Origin of the sequence: Peribacillus glennii, assembly GCF_003429105.1 — a bacterium.
Lineage (GTDB): Bacteria > Bacillota > Bacilli > Bacillales > DSM-1321 > Peribacillus > Peribacillus glennii.
In genome coordinates, this window is the sequence record NZ_QVTD01000005.1 from 125,671 (window position 1) to 140,309 (window position 14,639).

The following is a 14,639-nucleotide window of genomic DNA, read 5'->3' on the forward strand; positions in this document are numbered from 1 at the left end:
ATAAAAACGAGATGATACAAAATAAAAAATCAAAACGGGAATACCCTAGAAAGGATATTCCCGCCAGGCAAGTTTCTGCCATTAAGGCTAAATTATAATGCGTATTTTTCTGTTTCGATGATTTTCACGGATGCTTCACGTTTCTTGGCGATTACATTGATAGGGCTGTGCCTTGTCAATTTACGAAGTGCGGACAGCATGATTCGCAATGTATCTCCGCTTTCAGAAGCGATTAGTGTTTCTTTTGCATGCTGTTCAATTTGGTTGAACGCTTCCTGACAGAAGATTTCAGTGTATAGCACTTTTTGCTGGCTCTTTTCAAGTCCAGCTGCTGCGATTGCTTTTTCCGTACGCAACACTACAGATTCCATGGCATATGCAAATGATGCAATGTCAGCGATATTCACAAGGATTTCCTGTTCTTGCTCAAGCTTTGTGCCAAATTTTTGTGCAGCAAGCCCTGCAGCCAACAAGCCGATTTTCTTGGCATTCCTCACCAAAATCTTTTCTTGTGCCAAAGGCTCGTCTCCTGGCTCTTCCGGCATCATCATCATCAATTCTTCCTGCAGCGCCTGTGCTTTTTGAAGAAGAGGCAGTTCGCCTTTCATTGCTTTCTTTAAGAATGTTCCCGGAACCAGCAGGCGGTTGATTTCGTTCGTACCTTCAAAGATACGGTTTATGCGTGAATCACGATATGCGCGTTCGATTTCATATTCCTGCATGAAACCATATCCGCCGTGCAGCTGAACGCCTTCATCAACAACATAATCCAATACTTCAGAAGCAAAGAACTTGTTCAGTGAGCACTCAATCGCATACTCGGCAATGGAGTTCGCCACTTCTTTCCCGTCTTTGACTTCTTCATCAGTAAGCCTGCTCATGCGTTGTTCAAAAAGGCCGACTGTACGCCAAACAGAGCTTTCCGATGCATATATTTTCGATGCCATTGTGGCAAGTTTTTCTTTTGTAAGGTTAAAAGAAGAAAGCGGTGTCTTGAACTGCTGGCGCTGGTTTGTATAAGCCGCAGTCAATGCCAATGCGTTCTTCGCTCCACCGACACCACCGACACCTAATTTATAACGGCCGATATTGAGGATATTGAAAGCGATGACATGGCCTTTCCCAGCTTCACCAAGAAGGTTTTCTACAGGAACCTGTGCATCTTCCAATATCAATGTACGGGTGGATGAGCTTTTAATACCCATTTTCTTTTCTTCAGCACCGGTAGAAACGCCTGGATATTCGCGTTCTACAATGAATGCTGTGAATTTCTCGCCATCGATTTTTGCATAAACCACAAATACATCAGCAAACCCTGCGTTAGTGATCCATTGCTTTTCACCGTTTAATACATAATGTGTTCCTTCGGCGTTTAATTTAGCAGTGGTTTTGGCACCAAGTGCATCAGAACCGGAACCTGGCTCAGTCAGGGCGTAAGCAGCGATCTTTTCTCCGGTAGCCAACGCTGGGAGGTATTTTTGCTTTTGTTCTTCATTACCGAAAAGGACGATAGGAAGAGACCCAATCCCCACATGTGCACCGTGCGTGATAGAGAAACCGCCGGCACGTGCCATTTTTTCCGTAATAAGAGCAGAACTTACCTTATCAAGGCCAAGACCACCGTATTCTTCCGGAACGTCAGCACCAAGCAATCCAAGCTCCCCGGCTTGCTTAAGCAGTTTGACAGAACGGTCGAACTCATGGTTTTCAAGGTGCTCAACCTGAGGAAGAACTTCGTTCGCTATATAATCCTCAGTTGTTTTCGCAATCATAATCTGTTCATCTGTAAAATCTTCCGGAGTGAAAATTTGTTCATGCGTAATTTCTTCAATTAAAAAGCCGCCGCCTTTGATTAATGTTTCTGTTTGATTCGACATTTTGTTACCTCCTGGAAAGTATCATTTTTCGGTATGAAATGTAAATGTTCCGCTCTGGAAGCTTCCCGTCCAGAGCGGATAAATTTTAAATACCTTAAGCCATCAGTTCAAATACGCCTGCAGCACCCATTCCGCCGCCGATACACATTGTGACGACCCCGAACTGTTGGTTTCTGCGCTTCATTTCATGAAGAAGAGTAAGTGTCAACTTAGCACCTGTACAGCCGAGTGGATGGCCCAGGGCAATGGCGCCCCCATTAACGTTAACCTTTTCTTCATCCAGTCCAAGTTCGCGAATGATCTGTATGGATTGGGAAGCAAAAGCTTCATTCAGTTCGAACAATCCGATATCCGACAGTTCAAGGCCGGCTAGTTTCAATGCTTTCGGAATGGCAGCAACCGGGCCGATTCCCATGATTTCCGGCGGTACACCCGCAACGGCAAATGAACGGAATTTGCCTAATGGCGCCAGGCCTAAAGATGAGGCTTTTTCCCCATCCATAACCATGACAGCTGCCGCACCGTCACTTGTCTGTGAAGCATTGCCTGCTGTGACCGATCCAGTCACGGAGAATGCAGGACGCAATTTCCCTAAAATACCGGCAGTAGTACCCGCACGCACTCCCTCATCCTGAGCAAACTGGAATGTTTTTTCCTTAAGCTTGTTATCCGGGCCTATGGAACGGAGCGTTACGTCGACAGGAACGATTTCATCTGCAAACTTTCCTTCTGCTATGGCCTTCGCTGCCTTTTCATGGCTTCGGACAGCAAATGCGTCCTGGTCTTCACGGGAAATCCCGAATCTCTTTGCAACCTCTTCAGCCGTATGGCCCATTCCCATGTAATATTCAGGAGCAGTTTCGGCCAGCTTTGCGTTCGGACGTGTGATGTGTCCCATCATCGGTACAAGGCTCATGGACTCTGCTCCGCCTGCGATGATCGTATCGCTTTGGCCAAGCATAATTCTCTCAGCACCGTAAGCAATGCTTTGAAGGCCGCTGGAACAATAACGGTTAATCGTGATTGCTGGTACATCATGGGGCAGGCCGGCCAGCGCCCCGATGTTTCTTGCCATATTCAAGCCTTGCTCTGCTTCAGGCATCGCACAGCCAATAATCAGATCATCAATATTTCCTTCATAATTTCCCGCGCGCTTTAATGTCTCTTTAACGACAAGAGCACCTAAATCATCCGGGCGTACTGTAGCAAGAGAACCCTTTTTTGCTTTCCCTACCGGAGTACGCGCCCCGGCTACAATTACCGCTTCTCTCATGAAGATCCCCCTTACCAATTTTTTTCGCAAGCAGTCCATAAAACTATCGATCATTTAAATGAATTAGTTACGCAATGGTTTTCCTTTTACGAGCATGTGCTGCATCCTAGCTTGAGATTTAGGCTGGGCGATTAAGCTTAAGAAAGCCTCCCTTTCCAAATCAAGCAAGTACTGTTCATCAACTTCAGTACCGTATGGAACTTTCCCGCCTGCAATAACGTAAGCAAGCTTTTTGGCAATATACATGTCATGGTCGGAGATATATCCGGTTAAGCGCAATGATTCCGCACCAAGAAGAAGCGCAGCGTAGCCGGTTTCGCCCACTACAGGAACCTTGGCTCTTACCGGAGCCGTATAGCCTTGCTCATAAAGGGCAAGTGCAGCTTGTTTTGCATCATGCAACAGATGGTCCGGATTTATGGATATGCCATCCGCGAAATTCAGGAAATTATTTTCACGTGCTTCTTCTCCTGAAGTCGATACCTTCGCCGTGGCTATGGATTCAAACACTTTGTTGGCAACCTTTTGCAAGTCGAACTCTACACCCTTAGGCATGCTCTTCAAATGCTTGATATACAATTCCTTGTTTCCTCCGCCGCCCGGGATCAGACCAACGCCAACCTCTACAAGACCCATATACGTTTCACTGGAAGCCTGAATGTGCGCTGCGGGCAGGCAAACTTCAGCTCCGCCGCCAAGAGCCATGTTGAATGGAGCCGCTACGACAGGTTTAGAGCTATATTTGATTTTCATCATCGCCTGTTGGAAGTGGCGGATGACCATATCCAATTCAAAAACATTGTCATCCTGGGCTTCCATCAGCATCATGGCAAGATTTGCTCCAACGCAGAAGTTCTTTGCCTGGTTACCTATGACAAGGCCCTTGTAATTCGCCTCGACTTCTTCTACCGCAAAGTTGATCATTTGGACGATATCCAGGCCAATCGCATTGTTTGGTGAGGTGAACTCTAATAGAGCCACACCGTCTCCGATATCGATCAAGCTTGCACCGCTATTTTTCTTAATTACTTTGCCTTGTTTTTTCAAAGTTTTAAGATTGATTACCTTTGGATTTTCAATTAGCTGTTTATATTCGCCGTTCGCATAGTATGAGATCTGGCCTTCTTCCGATTCTTTATAGAAAGAAGTAATGCCTGATGCGAGCATGTCCTTAATCCACTGCGGTACCTGAGTTCCCTCTTCCTCCATGCGAGCTACTGATTTTTCAAGACCGATTGCATCCCATGTCTCAAATGGTCCGGCGCTCCAGCCGAAGCCCCATTTCATCGCATTGTCAATGGCCACAATATCATCGGCAATGGTTCCAAGAAGCTCCGCAGAATAAGCAAGCACCGGGCTGAATATGTTCCAGAGCAATTCCCCTGCACGGTCTCCACTGTAAACAAGCGCTTTCATTTTGTTCGCATGGCCTTTTTGCTGCTTGCTTGCTTCGATTGAAGCTGCCTTCAATTTCTTTCTTTCAACATATTCCAATGTTTCAGGGTCCAATTCAAGGATTTCCTTGCCCTTCTTCAGGAAGAATCCCTGTCCTGATTTGCTCCCAAGCCAGCCTTTTTCAATCATTTTTTGCATGAAGCCCGGGATTTCAAAGACTTCCTTCTCCGCGCCTTCAACCTGGTCATAAACGTTTTTTGCCACATGCGCGAAAGTGTCAAGCCCTACTACATCGAGCGTCCTGAACGTCGCACTCTTCGCTCTTCCGATTAGGGGCCCTGTAATGGAATCCACTTCTCCGACGCTATAACCGCCTTTCAGCATTTCGCGGACGGTTACAAGCAGCCCGTATGTACCGATCCGGTTTGCAATGAAGTTCGGTGTGTCCTTGGCTTCGACTACTCCTTTACCCAATACATCTTCACCGAAAAGCTTCATGAACGAAAGCACTTCAGGGTCCGTATCTTTTGTAGGAATCACTTCCAATAGCTTCAAATAGCGTGGCGGGTTGAAAAAGTGCGTACCGAGGAAATTCTTTTTAAAATCTTCAGAACGCCCTTCAGCCATCGCTTCAATGGATATTCCAGAAGTATTTGAGCTGATGATGCTGCCCGGTTTGCGGTACCGATCCACTTTTTCAAAAACTTGTTGTTTCACATCAAGCCTTTCAACGACTACTTCGATGACCCAATCCACCTCGCCAAGGCGCTCCATGTCATCTTCAAGGTTCCCTGCTTCGATCAACGCCAGGTTTCTCTTCGATGTCAGAGGTGCAGGCTTTTGCTTTAAAAGCTTTTGAATTGCAGTCTGGCTTATACGGTTTCTTACTTGTTTATCTTCTAATGTCAATCCTTTTTTCTCTTCATCCTCTGTCAGTTCCCGAGGAACAATGTCTAATAATAAAGTTGGTATGCCGATGTTCGCAAGGTGTGCAGCAATCCCTGATCCCATAACTCCTGACCCTAGAACCGCAGCCTTTCGTATTTGTCGAACCAAGTTCATATCCCCCTTACATAGTGTATTGAATGAATGCTCATTCATTTTACTGTCAAAAAAATTTATTCATATTTTTCCTGCTGATATTAATATAAAATATTTTCGAAAATTCCGCAATTATAAATACTGAAAAAATTATATTTTCTTAGTATATTGTGTTCGATGATCACCAATTGGTGTACGATCAAAATAAATCTACGATAAATGATAGATCCAGTTTACCCGCGCACCTGGTTATTTGCGGTCGGTTTGCGAAAGATAATACGAAAGAACAGGAGGTGATTAAATGGCGAAGGTAGAGAAAAACCCTTCAAAACGCGGGGTAAGTTCAGCGAGCGTTAAAGGCAATGCCGGCCCCGGGGGCGAACCAAGCAGGATCAATAAGGTGAACAGCCAGAATAACCAGTATCCTCGATGAATGACCAGTAAGTAAGAGAACATATCGGGGATTAAGCGAGTATCTCGAAAATCAAGCGAAAGAAGTTACGATTAAAGCCAAAACTATTATTTAAGCAAAAAGTGTATTCAATAAAAAATCCCGCGGAAATCGTCCGGAAAACCTTGTAAGGTTCCCTCACTAATTCCCGCGGGAATCTTTCACTTAAACATGCCTTTCAAAACAAAGGCCACATTCGCAGGGCGTTCTGCGAGACGGCGCATGAAATAGCCGTACCAGTCCGTTCCATATGGAACATAGACACGCATTTTAAAGCCTTCCTTTACTAATTCCAGCTGGCGTTCATTGCGGATGCCGTATAGCATCTGAAATTCGAATTGGTCTTTCGGAATATTATATTCTGTGACAAGCTGTTTTGTATATTCGATGATTGCCTCATCATGGGATGCCACTGCCGTGTAGTTTCCATTCAGCAGGTGTGTCTTAATGATTTTTTTAAAATTGTCATCCACATCCTTTTTTTCAGGAAAGGCAACCTCAGGGGATTCTTTATATGCCCCTTTTACAAGGCGGAGATTCGGATGGAGGCTGTGTAAGCTCTCTATATCCTTTTCACTTCTGTAAAGGTAAGCCTGTATAACTGTCCCAACATTTTGATATTCATTCCTTAATTTCTTAAAAATATCTATGGTTGTTTGACAGTGGGAGTAATCCTCCATATCGATTGTTACAAATACGCTATTACTCTCTGCAGCTTCAAGGATTCTTCTCATATTTCCCATGACAACATCTTCAGAAAGATCCATTCCCATGGAGGTGAGCTTTAAAGAAAGCTGGGATTTCAAATTATGCTGGCTGATGGCTTCGATAGCCATGATCGAATTTTCAGCCATTTCATTCGCCTCTTTTTCATTATCGACAAACTCTCCAAGATAATCGATCGTGACCTCAAGGCCTGATTTGTTTAGTTCTTTTATTTTTTCCACAGCCATTTCAATCGTTTCCCCGGCGACAAAGCGGGATGCCCCAAGATGCAGTCCCCATTTTTTCGCGATCTTGGTCAAGCTTTTATTTTTAGAAAGAAAGAGAAAAAAATCTCTCATCACTTGCTCCATGACAATGCCTCCCCAAAAATAAGTAAAGAAAGAAAATAGCTAAAACTTAGACAACTTTATGGTACCATCTATCATTCTGGTTGGGTATGAAAACAGTAGAACAAACCGGAGTTACATAAGACATTTGGGTTATACTGCCAGTATATGACTCCAACAACGCCCCGGTGTCATTCTTTGCAGCTCCTCTTGGCCAATCATGCAGCACTCTACCTTTTTGTCCCCAGTTAATGCTGGAATAATAAAAAAACCCGAATAAGGGACCTTTTAAAAAATGTCCCTTATTTGGGTTAGTTCGAAATTTCACTAAAGGAAAAACCATTCCTATTGAGGGGCCTTTTCCCTTTGTTAGTGTTGATCGGGCAAATCCTTAAAAACGATTGTATCAGCTAGAGAATAGTGTGTGATAGTAAGATTTTTACCAGTATTAATTTCTTCTAATGGAGTTACTGATTTAGCTGAAAAAAGTAATGCAGAAAGAATGATGAACCTGATTATGAACTTTTTCATAAAAACACCTCGAAATTAGTCTTTTTGAATCTTCCATATTACACTAATTTCATTGTAACTTGGATTCCAAAATGAAGGATTCCGCCTATTATGCTGTATTTTTGAATATTTATCACATGAACGTCCGCTAACTATAGAACGTGAGTCTCTTAATAATAATTGGAATATTTTCGACAAAAAAACCTACACATCCAAAAGGAAAAAGGAGGATAAATAGAAACCCCGCCTATTTTGCAGGAATATCCAACGTTCCTGTGTTTTTAAGGTGGATTTCCATTAATTTTACAGACTCGACCATTTTATCATTTCCCTGAATATCGAAAGTAGTGATACTTTTCTTTATGTAAATATCTCCATTCAAGAAATCATCTAATCGGAAGTAATTGGATGCACATTGATAATACAATTCACCCAACAGATATAGAACTTCATTCTTCAAAGCATATGAAATCCCTTTTTTACAAATATCCAAGGACTTTTCATATTCTCCAATATCCGTGTACGCTTTGCCTAAACCGTACTCAATTCTCAATCTTATGGTTAGGTCCCTGGGATTTTCAATAAGCCTGATATGTTCGAGTAAACTATTGTAGAGAGTTATGGCTTCATCGTAATCCCCTTTTTCTTTATAGAGAATAGCAATGCTATTGCTTATTTCTATTTCCCTCTCTTTCATTAGCCTATTTCTTGAATAATAGGTAAGGCGGAGGGCAAAATTTAATTTCTCAATAGATTTGGTGTCATTTTTATTCAAATAAAATTCACATATTGCTTCGTGCCATAGAAAAAATTGCTTATGCTCTGTCGAAAAAAATAAAGGATTTTTCTGTTCAGCCTTAATAATGTTATGAACTGCTTCATAATCCCGCTCTCTAATATAGTATCTAATAAGATGATAAACATCCCGGATATAATCAAGTCTTGGATTTTCAGCAATATCAAAAAAGTAATTCATATCAACACCAAGCTTTTTAGCAAGTTGGTATAATAATATAGCAGAAGGTACTTCATTTGAATTCTCGATCTTGCTTATATGTGCCTGTGTACAAATTCCTTCGGCAAGATCTTTTTGGCTCATATTTGAGAATTTTCTTAGATTCTTAATTACTTTTCCGATATCAATATTCACTATCAACTTTTGGCACCACCATAACAGCAACATCTATTGGCTATTTGAACTATATAAGTTGCCTAAAAAATTAAGCATTGTGAAAAATTCAATTGATTCTTGGGCTCATTTAAGGTCGAACCGTATAGGCCGGGCAAAAAGCAGGGCTTCCTTCTCTGCCTATATTGGGGCAACCTTTCTGCTTTGATGAAAGACGTATGAAACTCGTGTTTCACATGAATGAGACAAAGATATATTGGACATTATATTTCAATTAATAAATGAAACTTATATAATTATTTAGATTCTTGGCTGCACTATTTTTCAAACGGTTTATGAAGCCCATGCTGATACAAACGTTCTGGCAAAGATAGGAAATATTTTGTTATAAATATCCCGTAATTTTAGAAATATATGACTATTTTACCATAAACGAAAACAAGCTGCCAGGCATACGATATTCAATGTGCGGCACCAAGAAATATATAAGGAAACTGCGACCTGGACATCTTTCATTGGGCTTTTAGGGCGGTTAGTTATCCTCGCTCAGTTCTTTTCTTTCTTATCATCATAGTGGTAATGCAGGTCTATCTGACTATTAATAGAGAATAAAAAAACAGGCTTGATTATCAATCAGCCTGTTTTCCATCCGCTTTCTGCCCCGAACGGTGTGCATCATTCAATTGTTTGATTTCCTTAATGATTTCCATAAGGCTGCTTTTTGCGTCCGGATGTGTTTCATTCCAATGTTTTGCAAGAGCCGGCATGGACTTCGCAATGTACGTGTAAAGTGCCCAATATCTTACCTTCTCCTGCAGTTCTGGCCCCTTTTCACCGGTTAGCAGTTCCGTGTACTTTTCCAAAAGTGCAGCAAACTTCGAATCGAACTCTTTATCCATTGAATCTCCCTTTCTATTTGCGCGAAAACCTAGGGCACCCTCCACACATTTTTTTTGCCCCTGCTTTATAAGATAAACAGCATGTTTGACGAATTCTGGCCGGTTTTTCGCGTTCAGGCAGCAAAACCTTTTCAGAGTAATAGCGGTGCAAGGGATTAGCGTGGAGATTTCCGAAAATACTGCCTGGCGCCTCGTATACCAAGTACTGGAAATCGGATTCTATCCGTTCAGTTACTTCCAAGTCCATGTATTGTTCGAGCTGCGTTTCATACAGCCAAAATATATAGATAGCAATATTCTCCCAAAGGATCAGTTTTGATAATTTTGTTTCTTTTGAAAGCATATCAATAATGGGGTAAAGATGCCCGGCAAAGGTCTGCCGGCATATTTCTGCACGTGCCTTTAAACGGTTACAGCCAATCGAGTCAGCCGATATATCGCTATATTCGATATCAGGGATAAAACCCGGTTTTCCATTGTCATGAAAAGAAATATTCTCTATGGCCCCATTGATACTCTTATTCAAGACAGACATGGCAAACAAATTAATGACCACATAAAAACTGTACCGTTTCATTAAAATCGAGGCCGTGACCTTTAGATCCGGTGCTCTCAGCCTTTCTTGAATGGCCAGCAGGGTGCCATGTAATCTCTCGCCACTAAGCAAATCAGCAGCATGAAAAGAAAAAGCGGAAGATTCAGCATTACAAGCAAAGCGGTAACCTGCTAATATCTCTATTTCATGTTCTGTCAGTTTGCTATGCATTTATGGGAGTCTCCTTCAAAATACATCTTCCCTTGCCATACGGGATGCAAAGCGGCGTGCCGAAAAGCGGATCAACAGTAACCTCACAGTCCATTTGAAACACTTCCTTCACCAGGGAACAATTAATAATATATTCCGGTTTTCCCTGAGCAAATACCGTTTTATTTTTTAATGCGACAATATGATGGGCATAACGGCTGGCCAAATTAAGGTCATGCAGTACCATGATGATTGTCCGGTTTTCCTTTTCATTCAAGTCAAACAATAAATCAAGAATCTCAATTTGGTGGGTCATGTCCAGGTATGTCGTTGGTTCATCCAACAGCAGGATGTCTGTATCCTGCGCAAGAGTCATTGCAATCCAGGCGCGTTGCCGCTGCCCCCCTGAAAGGGAATCTACGGGATGATATTTCAGATCTGAAAGACCGGTTGCACGCAGGGCTGCTTCCACCTTTTGCTCATCTTCTTCCGTCCATTGCTTAAGCCAGGTTTGGTAAGGGTATCTGCCTTGCTTTACAAGTTGCAAAATTGTCAGCCCTTCAGGTGCTACAGGTGCCTGGGGGAGAATGGCCATTTTTTTTGCCACTTCTTTAGTCGGCAGTTTCGCTATTGCTTCCCCATCGAGCAATACGGAACCTGAAACCGGCTTCAATAAGCGGGCGATTGACCGCAGAAGGGTAGATTTCCCGCAGCCATTACTTCCGATGAACACCGTTATTTCCCCTTTAGGGATGGCTAAATCGAGGTGGTCTATAATTGATTGTTCACCGTAAGATAGTGTTAAAGCTTCGGTTTTTATCGCACTTTCCATTTCCCTTACTCCTTTGCTTCTAGAATAATGTTTTCATGTGTTTCTGGTTTTATATAATAAATAGATAAAATATGGTGCCCCAATACTTGCAGTGAACACACCGGCAGGGATTTCCAGAGGAGCGAACAGCGTCCTGCCTATTAAATCGGCAACAAGTACCAAGACAGCTCCTATCAAGGCAGCTACCGGCAATAAAGCACCAAAATCGCTCCCGACCAGACGCCTTGCCATATGAGGAGCCATTAATCCCACGAACCCGATTCCTCCGCCAAATGCCACAGCCCCTCCGGTCAAGGCAGTAGCAATGACCAATAAAAACAGCCTTTGTTTCTCCACTTTAGTTCCCATTCCTAGAGCAATGTCCTCTCCAAGCTCCTGAACATTTAAATTGCGGCCTAGTGCAAACGCAATAGACATGATGATCAACACCAGTGGTACGAGGATATAAACGTCTGTCCATTTCGCCCCATTAACGGAACCTGTTATCCAAATATTCGCTTGGGACGCCCGGTAAATAGGCCCCAAAATCATCATCATTGTTGTCCCGGCCTGCATCAAGGCGGAGATACCTATTCCTATCAAGACCAGCCTGGTTGGAGCTGCCCCATTTTTCCACGCAAAGGAATAGACGATAAAAGCGGTGATTGCTGCTCCGGCAAACGCCGCCAAGGGAAGCCAGCCAATGCTTACCGTCAAGGAATTGTTCTTGTCGCTGAACAGGGCGAGGAAGGAAACAACCGCAAAGGATGCACCGCCTGTCAATCCGATTATGTCAGGTGAAGCAAGCGGATTTCGGATGATCCCCTGCAGGATTCCGCCAGCAACAGCAAGGGCCATCCCCACCATCATCGCAACCACTATGCGGGGAAGCCTGAATGAAGTAATAACCATCGTTTCCAGTTCATTTCCGGCACCCAACAATGCTTTCGCAACCTGTAATGGTGATATAAACATCTGCCCGGCACTAGCGCTAAGTAAAAATAACGCCAAAAGTAAAAGGAGCAAAACAGCAAAAACATTAATAGCCTTTTTATCCAGTAAATAAGAGATGAAACCACCAAACAAACGAAAACTTTTGTACTTATTCATTTTGCGTTGAACCCCTTTCTCGCAATATATATAAAGAAAGGAGTACCAATGATTGCAGTCATGACTCCGACTGGAATTTCCTGCGGCATGATTACATACCTGGCCAAGATATCCGCTGCTACCAGCAGAATCGCTCCAAGCAGCGCACTGTATGGCATCACCCACCTATGGTCGATGCCAACAGCCGCCCGAGTGACATGCGGAATGACTATGCCGATAAAGCCGACAGGACCAGCAATCGCCACAGCACCGCCGGCGAGTAAAATAACACAGAGTGCGGCAATAATTTTAATGGCGCCAACTCTAAGGCCAAGGCTTTTCGCCACATCATCACCCATTGAAAGAAGGTTCAACCTTGACGCAAGTAATAAAGAGATAATCCAGCCAATTACTAAATAAGGCAGTATACCAGCCAATGTTTCGAGTTTTCGTCCCTGGACTGAACCAGCCAGCCAGAATAGAACCTGTTCAAGAGCTGTCTCATCTATAACCAGAAGCCCCTGGGTCAATGATGAAAACAATGCCGCAATGGCCGCTCCTGCCAGCGTCAATTTCATTGGGGTAAGGCCTTCCCTTCCAAAGGAACCTGCGCAGTAAACTCCTATGGCAGCAACAGCCGCGCCTAAAAAGGATAACCATGTATAGGCCTGCAAACTGCCGACGGAAAAAAGTGTAGCTGCAGCAACTACAGACAATCCAGCTCCCGCATTAATGCCAAATGTACCGGGGGATGCAAGCGGGTTCTTGGTCAATGTCTGCATCAACACTCCGGCCACGGCCAGGCTTGCCCCTACGCAGGCAGCGATCAAGGATCTCGGAAGCCTTACGGATTGCAGGATGATATGTTCATTCGAGCCGTTAAAATTGGTGAAGGCTTCTTTCGCTGTACTCCAGGAAGTATCGGTATATCCGTAAACAACACTGGCACACATTATAAAAAATAAGAACACTAGTAAAAAACTAAAACCCAACGTTTTTTGGGATACGGTTTTTAAAAGCATATACGCGTTTCCTCTCTTAAATAACCTGTTTAATTCCACGTTTTAAATATCTATGTAAAAACAGCTTCTCTTAATCGCGGAAAAACTCTCTTAATATTTTTAGTCTATTGAATTTCAAAATACCTGTCAATGACAATGAAAATCGTTTTCAATTAATTATTGACATAAGCTCCTTTTGATTTTATTATCAAAACAAAGGTGATGATAATGATTATCATTAGCAATTCAATTACATAGTATTTAGGAGGAATATCATGTCAAAGAAACATGCCGTTTTATTGGCAATGCTGTCAGTTATCTTTTCCATCATTCTTTCAGCTTGCGGAGCTAAGGAGCAAAATGCGGAAACGCAAGAAGAATCTGGTTCTAAGGAAAAAGGCTATACAGTAGAACATGCCATGGGCACAACCGAAATCCCGGCAACGCCTAAAAAGGTTGTAATTTTAACTAATGAAGGAACTGAAGCCCTTTTATCCATGGGTGTTACACCAGTTGGGGCAGTTAAATCCTGGATTGGGGAGCCTTGGTACAATCATATCAAGGACGAAATGAAAGATGTCCAGGTTGTAGGAACAGAAAGTGAGATCAACCTTGAGGCCATTGCAGCCCTACAGCCCGACTTGATTATCGGAAACAAGCTGCGCCAGGAGCCCTTCTACGAAAAACTGAATCAAATTGCCCCTACTGTGTTTTCAGAGACATTGAGAGGCGATTGGAAAGAGAATTTTAGTTTATATGCGAAGGCATTGAATCGTAAGGAAAAAGGAAACGAAGTGTTAGGCCAATATGACCAAAAAGTGGCAAACCTGAAGGAAAAACTGGGTGACCAAGTGAATCAGGAGGTGTCTGTAGTACGTTTTATGGCCGGAGTCACACGTATTTATTACACCGATTCCTTTTCAGGCGTGATTTTCAATGAACTAGGCTTTAAACGTGCGAAACAACAAGAAAAACTGTTTACGGACGAGAATAAGCTTGGGAATCTTGCGGTTGAGGTAGGCAAGGAAGCCATCCCCGAAATGGATGCAGATCGCCTGTTTTATTTTACATATGCCCCTGCAGGTGACAAAAAAGCATTGGCTACGGAAAAAGAATGGCTTAACGACCCGTTGTGGAAGAATTTGAATGCTGTCAAAAAGGGAAATGCACACCAGGTTGATGACGCCATTTGGAATACAGCCGGTGGTGTTAAAGCCGCCAATCTTATGCTGGATGATATCGAAAAGATATTTATTGGTAAATAAGCTAATAAAAAGAGGAAACACAGCGCCCGTGTTTCCCTTTTTGTTTTGCATTATGTTACTGTCCTGCTCATTATGTTTAGCCAATACCTGGCTTACTGGAT

The 14,639-nt window shown here is 43.0% G+C and carries 12 protein-coding genes; 2 read left to right on the forward strand and 10 right to left on the reverse strand.

Annotated features, from left to right (window positions below):
- Positions 1-92 precede the first annotated feature (92 nt).
- The 3 genes from D0466_RS10125 to D0466_RS10135 all read right to left on the reverse strand — a co-directional run bounded on the left by D0466_RS10125 (position 93) and on the right by D0466_RS10135 (position 5,601).
- Positions 93-1,877, reverse strand: coding sequence for an acyl-CoA dehydrogenase family protein (locus tag D0466_RS10125; protein ID WP_117322448.1), 1,785 nt, complete (start codon positions 1,875-1,877; stop codon positions 93-95).
- Between the two features lie 94 nt (positions 1,878-1,971).
- Positions 1,972-3,150 (reverse strand): acetyl-CoA C-acetyltransferase, encoded by a 1,179-nt coding sequence (locus D0466_RS10130; RefSeq protein WP_117322449.1) that lies wholly within the window; start codon positions 3,148-3,150, stop codon positions 1,972-1,974.
- Positions 3,151-3,213: 63 nt separating this feature from the next.
- Positions 3,214-5,601 (reverse strand): 3-hydroxyacyl-CoA dehydrogenase/enoyl-CoA hydratase family protein, encoded by a 2,388-nt coding sequence (locus D0466_RS10135; protein ID WP_117322450.1) that lies wholly within the window; start codon positions 5,599-5,601, stop codon positions 3,214-3,216.
- A gap of 286 nt (positions 5,602-5,887) precedes the next feature.
- On the opposite strand from D0466_RS10135, the gene D0466_RS10140 reads away from it, so the two are divergent.
- Positions 5,888-6,019: a YuzL family protein gene (locus tag D0466_RS10140; RefSeq protein ID WP_117322451.1), complete on the forward strand. Its 132-nt coding sequence runs from the start codon at positions 5,888-5,890 to the stop codon at positions 6,017-6,019.
- A 179-nt stretch (positions 6,020-6,198) separates the two neighbouring features.
- Here the strand turns inward: D0466_RS10140 and D0466_RS10145 are convergent, their stop codons facing one another.
- From D0466_RS10145 to D0466_RS10175, 7 genes are all read right to left on the reverse strand, one after another.
- Positions 6,199-7,113: a proline dehydrogenase family protein gene (locus D0466_RS10145; protein WP_117322452.1), complete on the reverse strand. Its 915-nt coding sequence runs from the start codon at positions 7,111-7,113 to the stop codon at positions 6,199-6,201.
- 733 nt (positions 7,114-7,846) lie between these two features.
- Entirely contained in the window at positions 7,847-8,749 is a 903-nt protein-coding gene (locus D0466_RS10150; protein ID WP_233522618.1) for a helix-turn-helix domain-containing protein, read from the reverse strand.
- A gap of 608 nt (positions 8,750-9,357) precedes the next feature.
- Positions 9,358-9,627: a DUF2573 family protein gene (locus D0466_RS10155; RefSeq protein WP_117322454.1), complete on the reverse strand. Its 270-nt coding sequence runs from the start codon at positions 9,625-9,627 to the stop codon at positions 9,358-9,360.
- A 13-nt stretch (positions 9,628-9,640) separates the two neighbouring features.
- On the reverse strand, positions 9,641-10,393 hold the full coding sequence (locus D0466_RS10160) for an IucA/IucC family C-terminal-domain containing protein (RefSeq protein WP_117322641.1): 753 nt from the start codon (positions 10,391-10,393) through the stop codon (positions 9,641-9,643).
- Positions 10,386-11,204, reverse strand: a complete 819-nt coding sequence (locus tag D0466_RS10165; RefSeq protein WP_117322455.1) for an ABC transporter ATP-binding protein — start codon at positions 11,202-11,204, stop codon at positions 10,386-10,388. Before D0466_RS10165 ends, D0466_RS10160 begins: the two co-directional genes overlap by 8 nt.
- Before the next feature lie 33 nt (positions 11,205-11,237).
- Positions 11,238-12,293 carry a FecCD family ABC transporter permease gene (locus D0466_RS10170; protein WP_117322456.1) on the reverse strand — a complete coding sequence of 352 codons (1,056 nt, stop codon included), beginning with the start codon at positions 12,291-12,293 and terminating at the stop codon, positions 11,238-11,240.
- Complete coding sequence (locus tag D0466_RS10175) at positions 12,290-13,294, reverse strand: FecCD family ABC transporter permease (RefSeq protein WP_117322457.1); 1,005 nt, start codon at positions 13,292-13,294, stop codon at positions 12,290-12,292. The genes D0466_RS10170 and D0466_RS10175 overlap by 4 nt, the downstream gene beginning before the upstream one ends.
- A gap of 254 nt (positions 13,295-13,548) precedes the next feature.
- Between D0466_RS10175 and D0466_RS10180 the strand changes: the two genes are divergently transcribed.
- Entirely contained in the window at positions 13,549-14,538 is a 990-nt protein-coding gene (locus tag D0466_RS10180; RefSeq protein WP_117322458.1) for an ABC transporter substrate-binding protein, read from the forward strand.
- The last annotated feature ends 101 nt before the right edge of the window (positions 14,539-14,639 follow it).

Excerpts from the sequence above, each read along its gene's own strand:
- D0466_RS10130 (WP_117322449.1), bottom strand. The coding sequence starts at position 3,150 with ATGAGAGAAGCGGTAATTGTAGCCGGGGCGCGTACTCCGGTAGGGAAA.
- D0466_RS10180 (WP_117322458.1), top strand. The coding sequence starts at position 13,549 with ATGTCAAAGAAACATGCCGTTTTATTGGCAATGCTGTCAGTTATCTTT.
- D0466_RS10165 (WP_117322455.1), bottom strand. The coding sequence starts at position 11,204 with ATGGAAAGTGCGATAAAAACCGAAGCTTTAACACTATCTTACGGTGAA.
- D0466_RS10140 (WP_117322451.1), top strand. The coding sequence starts at position 5,888 with ATGGCGAAGGTAGAGAAAAACCCTTCAAAACGCGGGGTAAGTTCAGCG.
- D0466_RS10170 (WP_117322456.1), bottom strand. The coding sequence starts at position 12,293 with ATGAATAAGTACAAAAGTTTTCGTTTGTTTGGTGGTTTCATCTCTTAT.
- D0466_RS10155 (WP_117322454.1), bottom strand. The coding sequence starts at position 9,627 with ATGGATAAAGAGTTCGATTCGAAGTTTGCTGCACTTTTGGAAAAGTAC.
- D0466_RS10145 (WP_117322452.1), bottom strand. The coding sequence starts at position 7,113 with ATGGAGCAAGTGATGAGAGATTTTTTTCTCTTTCTTTCTAAAAATAAA.
- D0466_RS10125 (WP_117322448.1), bottom strand. The coding sequence starts at position 1,877 with ATGTCGAATCAAACAGAAACATTAATCAAAGGCGGCGGCTTTTTAATT.
- D0466_RS10160 (WP_117322641.1), bottom strand. The coding sequence starts at position 10,393 with ATGCATAGCAAACTGACAGAACATGAAATAGAGATATTAGCAGGTTAC.
- D0466_RS10175 (WP_117322457.1), bottom strand. The coding sequence starts at position 13,294 with ATGCTTTTAAAAACCGTATCCCAAAAAACGTTGGGTTTTAGTTTTTTA.